The sequence below is a fragment of the Streptomyces sp. NPDC024017 genome (assembly GCF_040638895.1).
Lineage (GTDB): Bacteria > Actinomycetota > Actinomycetes > Streptomycetales > Streptomycetaceae > Streptomyces.
In genome coordinates this window covers 479,321-493,429 of the sequence record NZ_JBEZYZ010000008.1, presented here as the reverse complement: position 1 = coordinate 493,429, position 14,109 = coordinate 479,321, and the positions used below count along the sequence as shown (strand labels likewise).

Sequence of the window (14,109 nt, the reverse complement as noted above, 5' to 3'; positions counted from 1 at the left end):
GGTGTCGCGCCTGCCGTCGTCTGACTTCGAGAGGACGACGAGGGCCCCACTCGCATGCGCCCCTGAGCGCCAAGGGCCGTAGGCGCAGCGGTTGGCGCGTCAACGAACAGTCAGTCGGCACGCAACCCCATCGCGCCGTTCCGAGGACGGACACCCCCCGACGCGGCCCCGACCCACACCCGGCGCCAGGCGCAGGCACGCACCCGCACCCGCCCCCGCACCGCCGCTCAGCCCACAGCCGCCGCCCCCGCGAAATGCTCGCCCACCAGCGCTCGCACCACATCCAGGTCCCGTGCGACCAGCGCGTCCAGCAACGTCATGTGCTCGTGCGCGTCCGCCACCAGCTCGGCCCGCCCACGGCCCTCCGACCCGGCCCCGACCAGCGGCCACTGCGCCCTGCGGTGCAGGTCCTCCGCGATCTGGACCAGCTGCCCGTTGCCCGAGAGGGACAGCATGGCCCGGTGGAACCCCCGGTCGGACTCCGCGTAGGTCGCGCGGCAGCCGGAGGACGCCGCGCGGACCGTCGCCTCGGCGAGGGGCCGCAGTTCGGCCCAGCGCTCCGCGGGAACGGTACGGGCCAGCCGCAGCATCACCGGGACCTCGATCATCGCCCGGACCTCGGCCAGTTCGGCCAGTTCCCGCACACCCCGCCGGACCACCCGGAACCCACGGTTCGGCACGACCTCGACGGCCCCTTCGAGGGCCAGTTGCTGCATGGCCTCCCGGACCGGCGTCGCCGAGACCCCGAACCGCTCGCCCAGCACCGGCGCCGAGTACACCTCTCCGGGCCGCAGGTCCCCGGCCACCAGCGCGGCACGCAGCGCGTCGAGGATCTGCCCCCGCACCGAGGCCCGCTGGACCACCGGCCGAACCCGCGGAGCGACCGGCACGGGCGGCTCACTGTGCGTGTGCTCCCCCCGCGCCGCCCCGCCCTGCTGCGGCACCCGCGGCTGTGGCCGCACCTGCGCCCGCCGGGCCGGCACGCCCGCTCCGGCCGAACCCGCCGCACCCGGAGTCCCCGTGTCCGCGGAGCCCTGCGCTCCCTGCTTCACGGGTCCTCCTCCGGACGTATCGGTACTTGGGGTCATTACGGCGGGTTGTTACTCGTCCGTCAAGCACCATAAGCGCCCCGGCCCCCAGTTCAAATCCCAGTTCAATTTCCCGAGATCTTGAGTAAGGTTAGGCTTACCTTCAATAGCCCCGTTTCACCCGGACGGATCGGTGATCACATGCCTGCGCCCCTTTCGGCCGTCTCCGGCGCCTACGCACGCCTGGCCGAGGTCCTCCCGGGGCTGGCGGTCACCGAACTGAACGCCGGCGACGAGACCCCGCACGGCGGCGGCTGGGCCTCTGCCGCCGACCTCGCGGCCGCAGGACCCGCCCTCGACCGCTTCCTGGCATGGGACGTGGACCAGATCCAGCGGGACTACGACCGGCAGGCCCGCCCCGACGTCGTCGCCACCTTCGGCCTGCACCGCTACGCCTGGCCCGCCTGCCTGCTGATCACCGTGCCGTGGTTCCTGCACCGCCGGGTCCCCCGCTACCCCGTGACGCACGTCTCGTACGACCGCACCGCCCCGGGCCACGCCCTCGGGCACCTGGCCGTCCGCCCCGCCGGCTTCGCCTGCCTGCCCGGCGACGAGGCGGCCACGCTGCCCGGCGCCCGGGTCGTCCCCGACGAGGAGGCGCTGCGCGCGGAGGTGCGGGCGGCGGTCGCCGAGCACCTGGAGCCGGTCCTGACCGGATTCGGCCCCCGGATGCGGCGCCGCGGACGCGCCCTGTGGGGCATGGCGACGGACGAGATCGTCGAAGGGATCTGGTACATCGCCCAGTTGCTCGGCGAGATCGAGGAGCGGCGCGCGATGCGCGAGCTGGAACTGCTCCTGCCGGGCGCGACCAAGCCGTACGTCGGCACGGCGGCGTTCCGGGAGCTGACCGGTCCCGGCGGCGAGCCGCTGCTCACCCGGGACCGCGCGAGCTGCTGCATGTTCTACACGCTGCGCCCGGAGGACACCTGCGCCACCTGCCCGCGCACCTGCGACACCGACCGGGTCACCAAGCTGCTGGCCACGGCCAGTTGAGCGCTCGCGGAACCCACCGCTCCCCCGTCCCGTAAGATCATCGCGAAACCGGACACCCACACGCCCACAGGCGATTCACAATCTCCTCACGTGTCACGGGAACTTTCCGGAGAACCACTCGTACGGGTAGTCTTGTTCGAACTCAACTCCCGCCCCTCAAGCGGCAGTTCGAGCAGAACGCCGCCCTGGGCATTCCCTTGCACTTCCTTGGCGGCCTCTTGCCCCGAAACCCCCTGAGGGCCGATGGGATTGGGCCACTATGGCGGGCGTTACGCCCTATCCCAATGCAAGGGACCACCCAGATGAGACTGACCGACATATCGCTGAACTGGCTGCTTCCGGGCGCCGTGCTTCTCCTGGGCATGCTGGCGGCGGTAGCGGTGCTCGCGCGCGGCAAGCGCTCCTCGGTCAAGGACACGAGCGCGGACGACTCCTGGGAGCGCAGCGAGGAACGCCGCAGACGCAAAGAGGCCGTCTACGGCACCCTCTCCTACCTCCTCCTCTTCTGCTGCGCGGCCGTCGCCGCCCTGCTCTCCTTCCACGGCCTGGTCGGCTTCGGCGAGCAGAACCTCGGACTCTCCGGCGGCTGGCAGTACCTCGTCCCGTTCGGCCTGGACGGCGCGGCGATGTTCTGCTCCGTCCTCGCGGTGCGCGAGGCCAGCCACGGTGACGCGGCGCTCGGCTCCCGGATACTGGTCTGGACGTTCGCCTTCGCCGCGGCCTGGTTCAACTGGGTGCACGCGCCCCGGGGCATCGGCCACGCGGGTGCCCCCCACTTCTTCGCGGGCATGTCCCTGTCGGCGGCGGTCCTCTTCGACCGCGCGCTGAAGCAGACCCGCCGGGCCGCCCTGCGGGAGCAGGGCCTGGTGCCCCGCCCGCTGCCGCAGATCCGTATGGTGCGCTGGCTGCGGGCCCCCCGGGAGACCTACCGCGCCTGGTCGCTGATGCTCCTCGAGGGTGTGCGCAGCCTGGACGAGGCGGTCGACGAGGTGCGCGACGACAAGCGCAAGAAGGAAGAGGCCCGGCAGCGGCGGCGCGACCAGCAGCGCGTGGAGCGGGCCCAGCTGAAGGCGATCAGCCGCGGTCACCGCGGCCACTTCGGCCGTGGTGGCGGACGGCAGCTGGAGGTGCAGGTGGAGCGCGGCTCCTCGCAGGTCTCCGCGGAGCCTGCCATATCCGCGCCGGATCCCCTGCCCGTGCGCTCGCGTCCCTCCCTTCAGCCGGTGCGCCAAGGAACTGACCCCGTGACCGTCGACCTCACCGCGGAGGACGACACCATGGCGCTGCCGCGTCTGGACTCCCTGGAGCGCAAGCTCAAGGACCTGGAGCAGCAGTTCGGTTAGCCGGGCCGCATCAGTGCAGCGACGGGGCGTGGCCTGCGGGCCGCGCCCCTTCGGCGTTCACGCCGCCTCGGCCTCCAGCTCGAACCAGACGGCCTTGCCCACGCCGTGCGGCCGGACCCCCCAGGCGTCCGCGAGGGCCTGCACCAGGAGCATGCCCCTGCCGTTGGTGCCCTCGTCGGCGACCGGCACACGCACGCGGGGCCTGCGGGCCACGAAGTCCCTTACCTCCACCCGCAGTCCGCGGGGTCCCACGGTGGCCGTGAGGACCGCGTCGTGGTCGGTGTGGACGATCGCGTTGGTGACGAGTTCGCTGGTGAGCAGTTCCGCCACCTCGGACCGCCCGTGCCTCCCCCACTGCCCGAGCAACTCCCGCAGGGCCCTGCGGGCTTCCGGGACGGCCCGCAGGTCCGCCCGCCCGAGTCTGCGCCTCAACTGCGGCGCCGGATCCCGCTCCGTGACGTCGTCGGTCCTGTCCTCCACCGTCTTCGTCGAGAAGCCCCCGATCGCTATGGGACCGCCTCGTCGTGCCTGCCTCTCCATGACCCCCGCCCGCGCGCCGATGTCGGTTCCCCTCCTGCTCGAACACGTTCACGGGGATCCATGCCCCAACGGGAACGCGGCAGTCATGTCGAATCGTCAACGACCGGATGTTCGGCCATCGGAACGGGGCGGGCGGCCCGGGCGGCGGGCCGCGGAGCGGCACGGCGGTGGAGGAGAGGGGGACAAGAGGGTAGCCGGTCCGGGTCCCCGGGCGGATCCTGACCGCCGGAGATCGGACGATGGGCCGATGGCCGGCTGCCGATCCCTGCGTACCCGGCGAAGGACCGGGGCGACCGGCCCCCTGCGCGGTGCTCCGGTGAAGTTGGCCGAAGTACGACGGTCTTGACGGGCACCGAGACCGGTACGGGGCCGTCCTCCCCACCCCCGTGGCGGGAGGACGGCCCCGGTCTTCCGGCGGAGGCGCGGTCAGTACAGCTTGTTGACGGCGGTGGTCGTCGTCTTCTTGAAGGCCGCCACGGGAGCGTCGTCGAAGTCGCCCATCTGACCCCACGACACGACGGTGACGGTCCTGCCGTCCCGTCCGACGGACAGCAGCGAGATGTCCGTGGCGCCCCAGGACGTCTCGGTGTGCAGGCCGCGGACGCGGGCACCCTCCTCGACCGGCAGCGAACCGTAGTCCCGTCCCTCGGCCTCGACGTCCGGGTCGTTCTTCTCGATGCGGTCGGCGCAGGTGCGGATCAGATCGTCGTAGTGCTTCGCCAGCGCCTTGGCCAGGGCGGCTGTGTCCGCCACGACGGTCAACTGCACCGCACCGGTGTCCAGGTCGGTCCGGAACTCCCGGTGCCGGTAGTCGTAGGAGGGCACGCCCTCCGTACTGACACAGAAGCCGAGTCCCTCCGGGAACCCCTCGGTGACCGGGCCGGCCGTCCAGGTCGAGCTCGGGTGCGGCGGCAGCTGGGACGCCGACAGGAACTTCGGTGCGGCGGCCGTCGGCGCGGCACCGGCGGCCGGTGCCGTGAGGACCGTGCCGGCCGCGAGGGCGGCGACGGTGAGGGCGGTGAGAGCGCTCGCTCGGATGCGCATGGGCATGGGTGTTCCCCCGTGGAAGAGTGCGTGGATGTGGATGCCGCGACGAGGCCGGCTGGTCGGCCCGGGCCTGGTCGGTGCGACACCAAGAGCATCAGCGGTCCCACCGCCCGGATGCAACAGCTCGCATCCGATCCGGCACGGTGGAACCATCCCAGCCCGTCTGACGTGCAGGTACACGGGGTGCCTGGGATGCCGTTCCAGGCCGGATCGGACCTACGTGGACGGGGGAACGGTGTCGGCACAGGACGGCGTCGACGACGTCGGGGAGTTCGCGGCGCTGCTGAGGACGCTGAAGGAGCGCACGGACCGCAGTTACGGTTCGCTCGCCCGGCGCCTGGCCATGAACACCTCGACCCTGCACCGCTACTGTGCGGGCGAGGCGGTCCCCGTCGACTTCGCCCCCGTGGAGCGCTTCGCCGCCCTGTGCGGGGCGTCCCCGGAGGAACGCCTGGAGCTCCACCGCCGCTGGCTCCTGGCGGTGGCGGCACGGCAGCGGCCCCGAGCGGCGAGCCCGGCCGGTCCGGCGGAGGAGGCGGCGGCCGCCGTCACGGCGGACGAACCGCAGGAGACCCCGGACGTCGTCGACAGTCCCGCCGAGATGACGACCCCGCTCCCCCGACGCCCCTGGTACCGCCGCGGCCGCGTCGCGGTCGGACTGGCCGCCGCCTGCGCGGTCCTCGCGGCACTCGGAAGCCTCGCCGCGCTGCCGGACGAACGGCGTGCGCCCGCCGGCGACCGGGCCCGTGCGGCCGGTCCGGCGCCGTCCGGTACGGCGCGGACCGAAGCCCCGGACCGGCGCGGCGCCTCCCCCACCCCGAACGGCGGCTCCCCCGCTCCCCGGCGGTCCTCGGCCTCCGCCACCCCGAAGCAGCAGAAGCCCTCCCCGTCACCCTCGGCCCGCACCACCCCGCCCACCGGCAAAGCGGTTCCCGCCCCGCCCCTCACCTGGTCCGCCGACTCCCAGGCCTGGAAGCTCGGCTGCGGTCACGACTACGTCGTCGCCAAGCCGCCCGGACAGGTGCCACCGCCGCCCGTCCCGCAGGACGCCGGGGTCTGGGCCGCGTCGCAGAACGCGGTGCACGGCGGTGAGACGCTCGTGCGGCTGTCCGTGCAGGGGCGGACCGACACGGCCGTCGTACTGGAGGCGCTGCGCGTGCGCGTGGTGGGGCGTACGGCCCCGGCGGCGGGCAACGCCTATGCCATGGACCAGGGCTGCGGTGGTTCGATCACCCCACGCTCCTTCGACGTGAACCTGGACAAGGACCGCCCCATCGCCCGCGCGGTCGCCGGGAGCGACGCCGGTACGCCGATCCCGGCGGTGCGCATGCCGTACCGCGTCTCCGCGCGGGACCCGGAGGTGCTGCTGGTCAACGCCCGGACCCAGGCGTGCGACTGCCGCTGGTACCTGGAGCTGGACTGGTCGTCCCAGGGCCGCACGGGCACGGTCCGGATCGACGACGACGGCCGCCCGTTCCGTACCAGCGGCATCAAGGGCCTGCCCCGCTACGTGTACGAGACCTCCGCACGCCAGTGGGAGCCCTACCGCTAGAACCGGGGCACGTTGCGCAGGTTGGAGCGGGCCATCTGCAGCATCCGGCCGACCCCGCCGTCCAGCACCATCTTCGAGGCGGACAGGGCGAATCCGGTCACCATCTCGGCCTTGATCTTGGGCGGGATCGACAGCGCGTTGGGGTCGGTGACGATGTCGACGAGGGCCGGTCCCTTGTGCTTGAAGGCGTCCTTCAGGGCCCCGGGGAGGTCCTTGGGCTTCTCGACGCGCACGCCGTACGCACCGCAGGCGCGGGCGACGGCGGCGAAGTCGGGGTTCTTGTTCGCGGTGCCGTGCGACGGGAGGCCGGCGACCAGCATCTCCAACTCGACCATGCCGAGGGAGGAGTTGTTGAACAGGACGACCTTCACGGGCAGGTCGTACTGCACCAGCGTCAGGAAGTCGCCCATCAGCATGGAGAAGCCGCCGTCGCCGGACATCGACACGACCTGCCGCTTGCGGTCGGTGAACTGTGCGCCGATCGCCATGGGCAGCGCGTTCGCCATCGAGCCGTGGGAGAAGGAGCCGATGACGCGGCGGCGGCCGTTGGGTGAGATGTAGCGGGCGGCCCAGACGTTGCACATGCCGGTGTCGACGGTGAACACGGCGTCGTCGGCCGCCATTTCGTCGAGCACTGACGCCACGTACTCGGGGTGGATCGGCGTGTGCTTCTCGACCTTGCGGGTGTACGCCTTCACGACGCCCTCGAGCGCGTCCGCGTGCTTCTTCAGCATCCGGTCGAGGAAGCGGCGGTTCTTCTTCTCCTTCACCCGCGGGATCAGACAGCGCAGCGTCTCCCGTACGTCGCCCCACACCGCGAGGTCCAACTTGGAGCGGCGGCCGAGGTGTTCGGGCCGGATATCGACCTGGACGATCTTCACGTCGTCGGGGAGGAAGGCGTTGTAGGGGAAGTCGGTGCCGAGCAGGATCAGCAGGTCGCACTCGTGGGTGGCCTCGTAGGCGGCGCCGTATCCCAGCAGCCCGCTCATGCCGACGTCGAAGGGATTGTCGTACTGGATCCATTCCTTGCCGCGCAGGGCGTGCCCGACCGGGGACTTGATCTTCCCGGCGAACTCCATCACCTCGGCGTGCGCGCCGGCCGTGCCGCTGCCGCAGAAGAGGGTGACCTTGCCGGCGTCGTCGATCAGCTCGACGAGCCGGTCGATCTCGGCGTCACCGGGGCGGACCGTGGGCCGGGAGGTGACGAGGGCGGTCTCGGCGGCCTTCTCCGGGGCGGGCAGGTCGGCGATGTCGCCGGGCAGGGTGACGACGCTGACGCCGCTGCGGCCGACGGCGTTCTGGATGGCAGTCTGGAGCAGCCGCGGCATCTGCTGCGGGCTGGAGATCATCTCGCTGTAGTGGCTGCACTCGGTGAACAGCCGGTCGGGGTGGGTCTCCTGGAAGAAGCCGAGGCCGATCTCGCTGGACGGGATGTGCGAGGCGAGGGCGAGGACCGGGGCCATGGAGCGGTGGGCGTCGTAGAGGCCGTTGATGAGGTGGAGGTTGCCGGGGCCGCAGGAGCCGGCGCAGGCGGCGAGAGAGCCGGTGATCTGCGCCTCGGCACTGGCGGCGAAGGCGGCGGTCTCCTCGTGCCGGACGTGGATCCAGTCGATGGCGGAGTTGCGGCGGACGGCGTCGACGACCGGGTTGAGGCTGTCGCCGACGACTCCGTAGAGGCGTTTGACTCCAGCGCGGGTCAGGATGTCGACGAACTGTTCCGCGACGTTCTGTTTGGCCATGGTTCTCGTCTGCCCCTTCGGTCTCCTGGGATCCCTCCGGGTTCCATCAAGTCACACGGGCAGCGCTCACGCCTCCCACACCGCGGCGGCCGTACGGTCGTCCGCATAACCCTTGACCCGCACTTGGGAGTCGGCGAGGAACGCGGCGAGGCCGGGCGGTTCGGGCCGGGACCACCGTTCGGCGAGGTACTCGCCCAGTTCGGGCTCGCCGCGCAGGGGGTCGGCGAGGCCGCCGCTGCACATCAGGAGCGTGTCACCCGGGCGGGCTACGGAGGTGCGGAAGCGGAAGGGCTCGCGGGGCGGCTCCGGGGCCGGTTCGTACGGACTGGGCGGGGTCGGGATGCCCAGGTCCATGGTGAGCCGGTCGCCGTCGGGGGTCTCGGCGGGCGGCGAGCCGAAGCCCACGACGGGTTCGCCCTTGGTCTCGGTGACCTGCGGCTCGATGTCCTGCCACTCCCCCTCCCGCAACCGGAAGAGTCCGCCCGGTCCGACCCCGAAGAACACCCGCGTACGGCACTCGGGGTCGGCGGACAGCAGCAGGCAGCGCAGGCTGGCCGCGTACTCCTCGGGGTCGACGCCCTGCTCGGAGGCGCTGGCCCGGAGCTTGCCGAGGCTGCGGTCGGTGAGCCGGTGCAGTCCGGACTTCAGGTCACCGCGCCGGCCGTCCCTTATGTCCTGGACCAGCCGTGCATGGCTGCGCCCGACGGCCCGTCCGATCCAGTGACAGGCCTCGGCGGCGGCCCGGTGCGCACCCGGCGCGGCCCGGGCCCCGGTCGCCATCGCCACCAGCAGCAGCGCGTGCTCCCCCGTGCCGAACCGGGCGGTGAGCAGCGCGTCCCTGCGGGGCTCGCCCCGATACCGCGCGGAGTCCCCCCGCACGGAGACGGCCCGCAACGTACAGGCCCCGTACCGGGCCCCGTCCAGCACGGTGTCCGCCACGAGGTCGTCGAGATCGTCCGGATCCGCGGCCGGGAGAGCGGTGGGTTCGGCGTCGTAGGTGGGCGGCCGGGTGCCTACGTGGCCACGGGGCCGTGGGGTGGGGGCGGGCCGCTCGATCCGGGGGCCGGCTTCTTCGGGTGGGGGGTCCGTGGCGGGCCGTGGAGCCGCGGACGGCGGCTCGGCGGGGAGCGGCGGCACGGGCGCCTGATCAGCCGGGCTCGGCGGGGCGGGCGGTGGGACGCCGGGGCGTGGAGGCCGGGGCGGCCGGCCGGCCGGGGGCGAGGCCGGAGGCGGCGAGGCGGCAGGGCGCGGTGGCACGGACGGCCAGTCGGCCGAGGTGGGGTGTGCGGCGTCGCCGGGCTCGGTGGCGGGGGCCGCAGGGGCGGGGCTGCCGGGTGGGCCCGCCGCCGTGGCCGGGTGGGTCCCGTGGTTCGGCCGGTTCGGAGGGGCCGCGGGGGGTGGAGGGACCGGGGGTGTCCGCGCGGAGGGGATCGTCGGGACGGGTGGCTGCTTCGGGCTCTCCGGGGGCGTACGGGGGGCGGCCGCAGGCGGGAGTGAGTGGCCTGTGCGCTCGTCCGGGGGCGTACGGGGGCTGATCGGCGGGGCCGCGTCGCCGGTCCGCTCGTCCGTGGGCGCCCGGTCGGGTGCCTGCTCGGCGCGCCCCGGCGGTTTCGCCGCGGTCGGGAAGCTCACGGGCCCGGTGGGCCGGGCCGGCGGCGGCTCCCAGGGCGCGCGCTGCGGGGCCCCGTACGGGCGGGACGTGTCCGGCACGTCATCGGCCCCGGCCCGGGGCGCCGGAACCACCGGCTCCGGGCCGAAGGGCCGCGCCGCCGGCCGGTCCGAGGAGCCGGTCCGCTCCTCCGCCCCGTCTCCCACCGCCCCCGACGCCGACGCGAACCGGTCGTCCAGGGAATCCCGTGCCGGTGCGGGGCCCGTGTCGTCGGTGGAGTCGTCGTACAACTCCCTCCACCAGTCGTCCTCGTGACCGGTGGGCCTTCCCCCCTGCTGGCTCATGCCGGTAATTGTCCACCGCACGAGCCGGATGAAAACGGGGCTTGTGGAAAAAACCGGCCCGCCACGGGCCGGTGAACGGCACGTCGAGTGAGTCCTAGAACGGTCATGCGAAATGGGGAGCCCGGCGGGGTGCGAGTGGCTGACCTGCGGGTCTGGTCCCCGGCCACGCTTCTGACCTGCGTGTTCTCGCGTGTTCCGGCAGTCTGGTCAGATGGGAGTGTGGGACCTCCTGCTGGTCGGGCTGGTCATCCTGCTCGGGCTGTGCGGAGTGCTGCTGCCCGCCATGCCGGGATCGTGGCTCGTGTGGGCCGCGGTCCTGTGGTGGGCGCTGAAGGATCAGCAGCCCGTCTCCTGGTGGGTGCTGGTCGGCGCCACGGTCCTGCTGCTCGTCTCCCAGGCCGTCCGCTGGGCGCTCCCGCCCCGGCGGCTGCGGATGAACGGCACCACCCTCCGCATGCTGGCCTGTGCCGGAGCCGGTTCCCTGCTCGGCTTCGTCCTGGTCCCCGTACTCGGCGCGATCCCCGGCTTTCTGGCCGGTGTCTATCTCTTCGAACGGCGCCGCCTCGGCCGTCACGCCGACGCGGTCGCCGCCCTGCGCACGGTCATGCGCGCGGGCGGCTCCAGCATCCTGGCCGAACTGTTCACCTGCCAGCTGATCGCGGCGGCCTGGCTGGGCGCGGTCTTCTGGGGCTGAGCCCTCAGGCGGGCAGCACACCCTCGTGCGTCAGCAGCCGTACCTTGCGGTCCAGGCCGCCCGCGTAGCCGGTCAGTGCGCCGCCCGCCCCGATCACGCGGTGGCACGGGCGGACCACCAGCAGAGGATTGGCCCCGATCGCACCGCCGACGGCCCGCACGGCCGCCCGGGGCGCTCCGACGCGCGCGGCGATCTCGCCGTAGGTCGCGGTCGAGCCGTAGGGGATGTCGTCCAGTGCGGCCCAGACCTTCTCGCGGAAGGCGGTGCCCTCGGTGCGCCAGGCCAGGCGGAACTCCTTCAGTTCCCCGGCGAAGTAGGCGGCGAGCTGCTCCTCGGCCTCCCGGAAGGGCCCGGGGTCGCGCCGCCAGTCGTCCCGCACCTCGCGTCCGCCCTTCTGCCCGGGCACGGACAGGGAGGTCAGCTCGCCGGTCGGGGCGGCGGTGAGGAGCAGCGGCCCGAGGGGGCCGGGCACACTCGTCCAGTAGGTCGGGCAGGTCATCACAACTCCCACTCCCCTGCTGCGCGCAGGTGGTTCACAGCGTACGAGCGCCAGGGGCGCCAGGTGTCGGGGCCGTCGAGGCCGGGCGGGGCCACGTCCGGGTCGCCGAGCGCGCGGGTGCGGATCTCGGCCACCGTACGGGCGTCCAGGCCGGGCACGGCACGCAGGGCGTCCTGCGCGTCGTCCCGGTCGGCGCCCGGGTCCAGACGTACGGCGTGGTCGGCGAGGGCGGCGGTCAGCGCGCCGAGGGTGCCGCCGGGCTCGGCCCCGGCGAGGACGGCCGGTTCGGGGAAGAGGTGGGTGAGGCTCCCGCAGGGGGCGTCGAGGGCCTTGCCGTAGCGGCGTACGAGCCGTTCCGCCTCCGTGCGGCCGGTCAGCGCGCGCACCGCGAGTTCCTCCGGGTCGGCGGTGCCCGGTGAGCGCAGCCCGGGCCGGGCGGCGACCAGGGGTGCGAGCCGCGGGTCGGCCGCGAGGCGCTCGTCGACGGCGTAGGGGTCGGCGTCGAGGTCGAACAGCCGCCGCAGCCGCTGGACCGCGGTCGTCAGGTCGCGCGGGTCGGTCAGGTGCAGCCGGGCGTCGAGCCAGCCGCCCGGGTGGGCGCCGAGCCCGGTCCGGGCGGTGCCCGGGCGTTCGTCGACGGCGACGATGCCGGTGCCGTACGGGAGGCGCAGGGTGCGCCGGTAGGTGCGGGCGCCGGGCGGACCGCTCACCTCCTCGATGCCGGGTACGGCCTCGTGTTCCAGCAGGTCGAAGACGGGTCCGGCCGCGTAGGGGCCGCGGTGGGCGAGCCGGAGCGGGATGCCGGCGTTCGGGGTGGCCGTGCGGCGGCCCCGGCCGTGTCTCGGTGCGGCGGCGCGCAGCCGGCTCGGGGTGGATGCGTACACCGCCCGGATCGTGTCGTTGAACTGCCGCACGCTGGCGAAGCCCGACGCGAACGCGATCTCGGTGATCGGCAGCTCGGTCGTCTGCACCAGGACGCGCGCGGTGTGGGCCCGCTGGGCCCGGGCGAGGGCGACCGGCCCGGCGCCGAGCTCGGCGGTGAGCTGCCGCTGCACCTGCCGTGCGCTGTAGCCGAGGCGGCCGGCGAGCCCGGCGACGCCCTCCCGGTCGACCACGCCGTCGGCGATCAGCCGCACGGCCCGGCCCACCACGTCCGCGCGGACGTTCCACTCGGCGGAGCCGGGCACGGCGTCCGGGCGGCACCGCCGGCAGGCCCGGAAGCCCGAGCCCTGCGCGGCGGCGGCCGTGGCGAAGAACCGCACGTTGGCCCGCTTCGGGGTGACCGCGGGGCAGCTCGGCCGGCAGTAGATGCCGGTCGTCTCGACGGCGAAGAAGAACACGCCGTCGAAACGGGCGTCGCGGCTGCGTACGGCCTCGTACCTGGTGTCTTCGTCCGTTCCCTGGTCCTTCACAGGTCCAGTCTCCGCCGTCGGCCGGGCGGTCGCTGGCGGAAATCGGACACCGCGATCGGGCGGGGGCCCGGGCGGGGGACGCGGAGCGGTTACGAACGCCAGTGCGGTCCCCGCTTCACCTCCATCGCGGCCTTGCCGATCGCCCCCTTCCGCTTCCAGTCCTTGCGGATCTCGGCCCGGAGGCGGGCGTCGGTCTTGGCGACGATGCGCTGGTTCTCCCGCAGCAGCTTGCGGTAGCTCTCCAGCCGCCGCTCCGGCAGCTCACCGGTCTCGATCGCGGTCAGCACGGCGCACCCCGGCTCCGCCTCGTGGGCGCAGTCGTGGAAGCGGCACCGCGCGGCCAGCTCCTCGATCTCGGAGAACACCTGCGCGACGCCGGTCTCGGCGTCCCACAGGCCGACGCCCCGCAGCCCGGGGGTGTCGATCAGGACGCCCCCGTCGGGCAGCGCGAGCAGGTTGCGCGTGGTCGTGGTGTGGCGGCCCTTGCCGTCGACGTCCCGGGTGCTCTGGACGGCCATGACGTCCTCGCCGAGCATCGCGTTGGCGAGGGTCGACTTGCCCGCGCCGGACTGCCCGAGCAGCACGGACGTCCCCCCGCCGACGATCGCGGCGAGCACGTCGAGCCCGGCCCCGTCCACGGAGCTGACAGGCACGACCGGCACGCCGGGCGCGCTCGTCTCCACGTCCTGGACGAGATACGAGAGGGTCACGGCGTCCGGCACGAGGTCGGCCTTGGTGAGGACGACGACGGGCTGGGCCCCGGACTCCCAGGCGAGCGCGAGGAAGCGCTCGATGCGGCCGAGGTCCAGCTCGGCCGCGAGGGACACGGCGACGACGGCGTGGTCGACGTTGGCCGCGAGGATCTGCCCCTCGGACCGCTGGGAGGAGGTGGAGCGGACGAAGGCGGTACGGCGCGGCAGGTAGGTGCGGACGTAGCGCGGGTTCCCGCCGGGTTCGACGGCGACCCAGTCGCCGGTGCACACCACGCGCAGGGGGTCGTGCGGGGTGACGAACGCGGTGTCGGCCCGCAGCAGCCCGCCGGCGGTGACGACGTCGCACTGCCCGCGGTCGACCCGCACGACCCGGCCGGACAGCAGCCCTTCGGCCTCGTACGGGGCGAACGCCTCGGCCCAGGCCTCGTCCCAGCCGTAGGGAGCGAGCGCGGAGAAAACGGATGAAGCAGAGGAGGAAGACAAGGGTGACCCTTCCCAAGGTCGGCCCCCGGCCCGACAGTCGGTCGGATCAGCCG

12 protein-coding genes are annotated in these 14,109 nt (G+C 73.5%); 4 read left to right on the top strand and 8 right to left on the bottom strand.

Annotated elements, in window-relative coordinates:
• Nucleotides 1-227: 227 nt before the first annotated feature.
• Complete coding sequence (locus AB0G20_RS24195; protein WP_361305820.1) at nucleotides 228-1,052, bottom strand: GntR family transcriptional regulator; 825 nt, start codon at nucleotides 1,050-1,052, stop codon at nucleotides 228-230.
• Nucleotides 1,053-1,229: 177 nt separating this feature from the next.
• Here AB0G20_RS24195 and AB0G20_RS24190 point away from each other — a divergent pair, with 177 nt between their 5' ends.
• The gene (locus AB0G20_RS24190) at nucleotides 1,230-2,081 is read left to right on the top strand and encodes a (2Fe-2S)-binding protein (protein ID WP_361305818.1); all 852 of its coding nucleotides are present in this window, start codon (nucleotides 1,230-1,232) and stop codon (nucleotides 2,079-2,081) included.
• 302 nt (nucleotides 2,082-2,383) lie between these two features.
• A complete protein-coding gene (locus AB0G20_RS24185; RefSeq protein WP_361305816.1) occupies nucleotides 2,384-3,424 on the top strand; it encodes a DUF2637 domain-containing protein in 1,041 nt (346 codons plus the stop codon).
• Nucleotides 3,425-3,481: 57 nt separating this feature from the next.
• Here AB0G20_RS24185 and AB0G20_RS24180 read toward each other — a convergent pair whose 3' ends face one another.
• Both AB0G20_RS24180 and AB0G20_RS24175 read right to left on the bottom strand, forming a co-directional pair.
• On the bottom strand, nucleotides 3,482-3,964 hold the full coding sequence (locus AB0G20_RS24180) for an ATP-binding protein (RefSeq protein ID WP_361305814.1): 483 nt from the start codon (nucleotides 3,962-3,964) through the stop codon (nucleotides 3,482-3,484).
• 426 nt (nucleotides 3,965-4,390) lie between these two features.
• A complete protein-coding gene (locus AB0G20_RS24175) occupies nucleotides 4,391-5,014 on the bottom strand; it encodes a hypothetical protein (RefSeq protein ID WP_361305812.1) in 624 nt (207 codons plus the stop codon).
• Between the two features lie 232 nt (nucleotides 5,015-5,246).
• Here AB0G20_RS24175 and AB0G20_RS24170 point away from each other — a divergent pair, with 232 nt between their 5' ends.
• Entirely contained in the window at nucleotides 5,247-6,563 is a 1,317-nt protein-coding gene (locus AB0G20_RS24170) for a helix-turn-helix domain-containing protein (RefSeq protein WP_361305810.1), read from the top strand.
• On the opposite strand, the gene AB0G20_RS24165 is transcribed toward AB0G20_RS24170, so the two are convergent.
• Together AB0G20_RS24165 and AB0G20_RS24160 are read right to left on the bottom strand one after the other, a co-directional pair.
• A complete protein-coding gene (locus AB0G20_RS24165; RefSeq protein ID WP_361305808.1) occupies nucleotides 6,560-8,302 on the bottom strand; it encodes a pyruvate dehydrogenase in 1,743 nt (580 codons plus the stop codon). The two genes, AB0G20_RS24170 and AB0G20_RS24165, sit on opposite strands and share 4 nt — an antisense overlap.
• A gap of 66 nt (nucleotides 8,303-8,368) precedes the next feature.
• Complete coding sequence (locus tag AB0G20_RS24160; RefSeq protein WP_361305806.1) at nucleotides 8,369-10,255, bottom strand: protein phosphatase 2C domain-containing protein; 1,887 nt, start codon at nucleotides 10,253-10,255, stop codon at nucleotides 8,369-8,371.
• A 211-nt stretch (nucleotides 10,256-10,466) separates the two neighbouring features.
• On the opposite strand from AB0G20_RS24160, the gene AB0G20_RS24155 reads away from it, so the two are divergent.
• Nucleotides 10,467-10,949 (top strand): DUF456 domain-containing protein, encoded by a 483-nt coding sequence (locus AB0G20_RS24155; protein WP_361305804.1) that lies wholly within the window; start codon nucleotides 10,467-10,469, stop codon nucleotides 10,947-10,949.
• 4 nt (nucleotides 10,950-10,953) lie between these two features.
• Here the strand turns inward: AB0G20_RS24155 and AB0G20_RS24150 are convergent, their stop codons facing one another.
• The 3 genes from AB0G20_RS24150 to rsgA all read right to left on the bottom strand — a co-directional run bounded on the left by AB0G20_RS24150 (nucleotide 10,954) and on the right by rsgA (nucleotide 14,056).
• A complete protein-coding gene (locus tag AB0G20_RS24150; RefSeq protein WP_361305802.1) occupies nucleotides 10,954-11,448 on the bottom strand; it encodes a methylated-DNA--[protein]-cysteine S-methyltransferase in 495 nt (164 codons plus the stop codon).
• Nucleotides 11,448-12,860 carry an AlkA N-terminal domain-containing protein gene (locus AB0G20_RS24145; protein WP_361305800.1) on the bottom strand — a complete coding sequence of 471 codons (1,413 nt, stop codon included), beginning with the start codon at nucleotides 12,858-12,860 and terminating at the stop codon, nucleotides 11,448-11,450. Before AB0G20_RS24145 ends, AB0G20_RS24150 begins: the two co-directional genes overlap by 1 nt.
• Nucleotides 12,861-12,949: 89 nt before the next feature.
• Nucleotides 12,950-14,056 carry a ribosome small subunit-dependent GTPase A gene (rsgA, locus tag AB0G20_RS24140; protein WP_361305798.1) on the bottom strand — a complete coding sequence of 369 codons (1,107 nt, stop codon included), beginning with the start codon at nucleotides 14,054-14,056 and terminating at the stop codon, nucleotides 12,950-12,952.
• Nucleotides 14,057-14,109 lie beyond the last annotated feature (53 nt).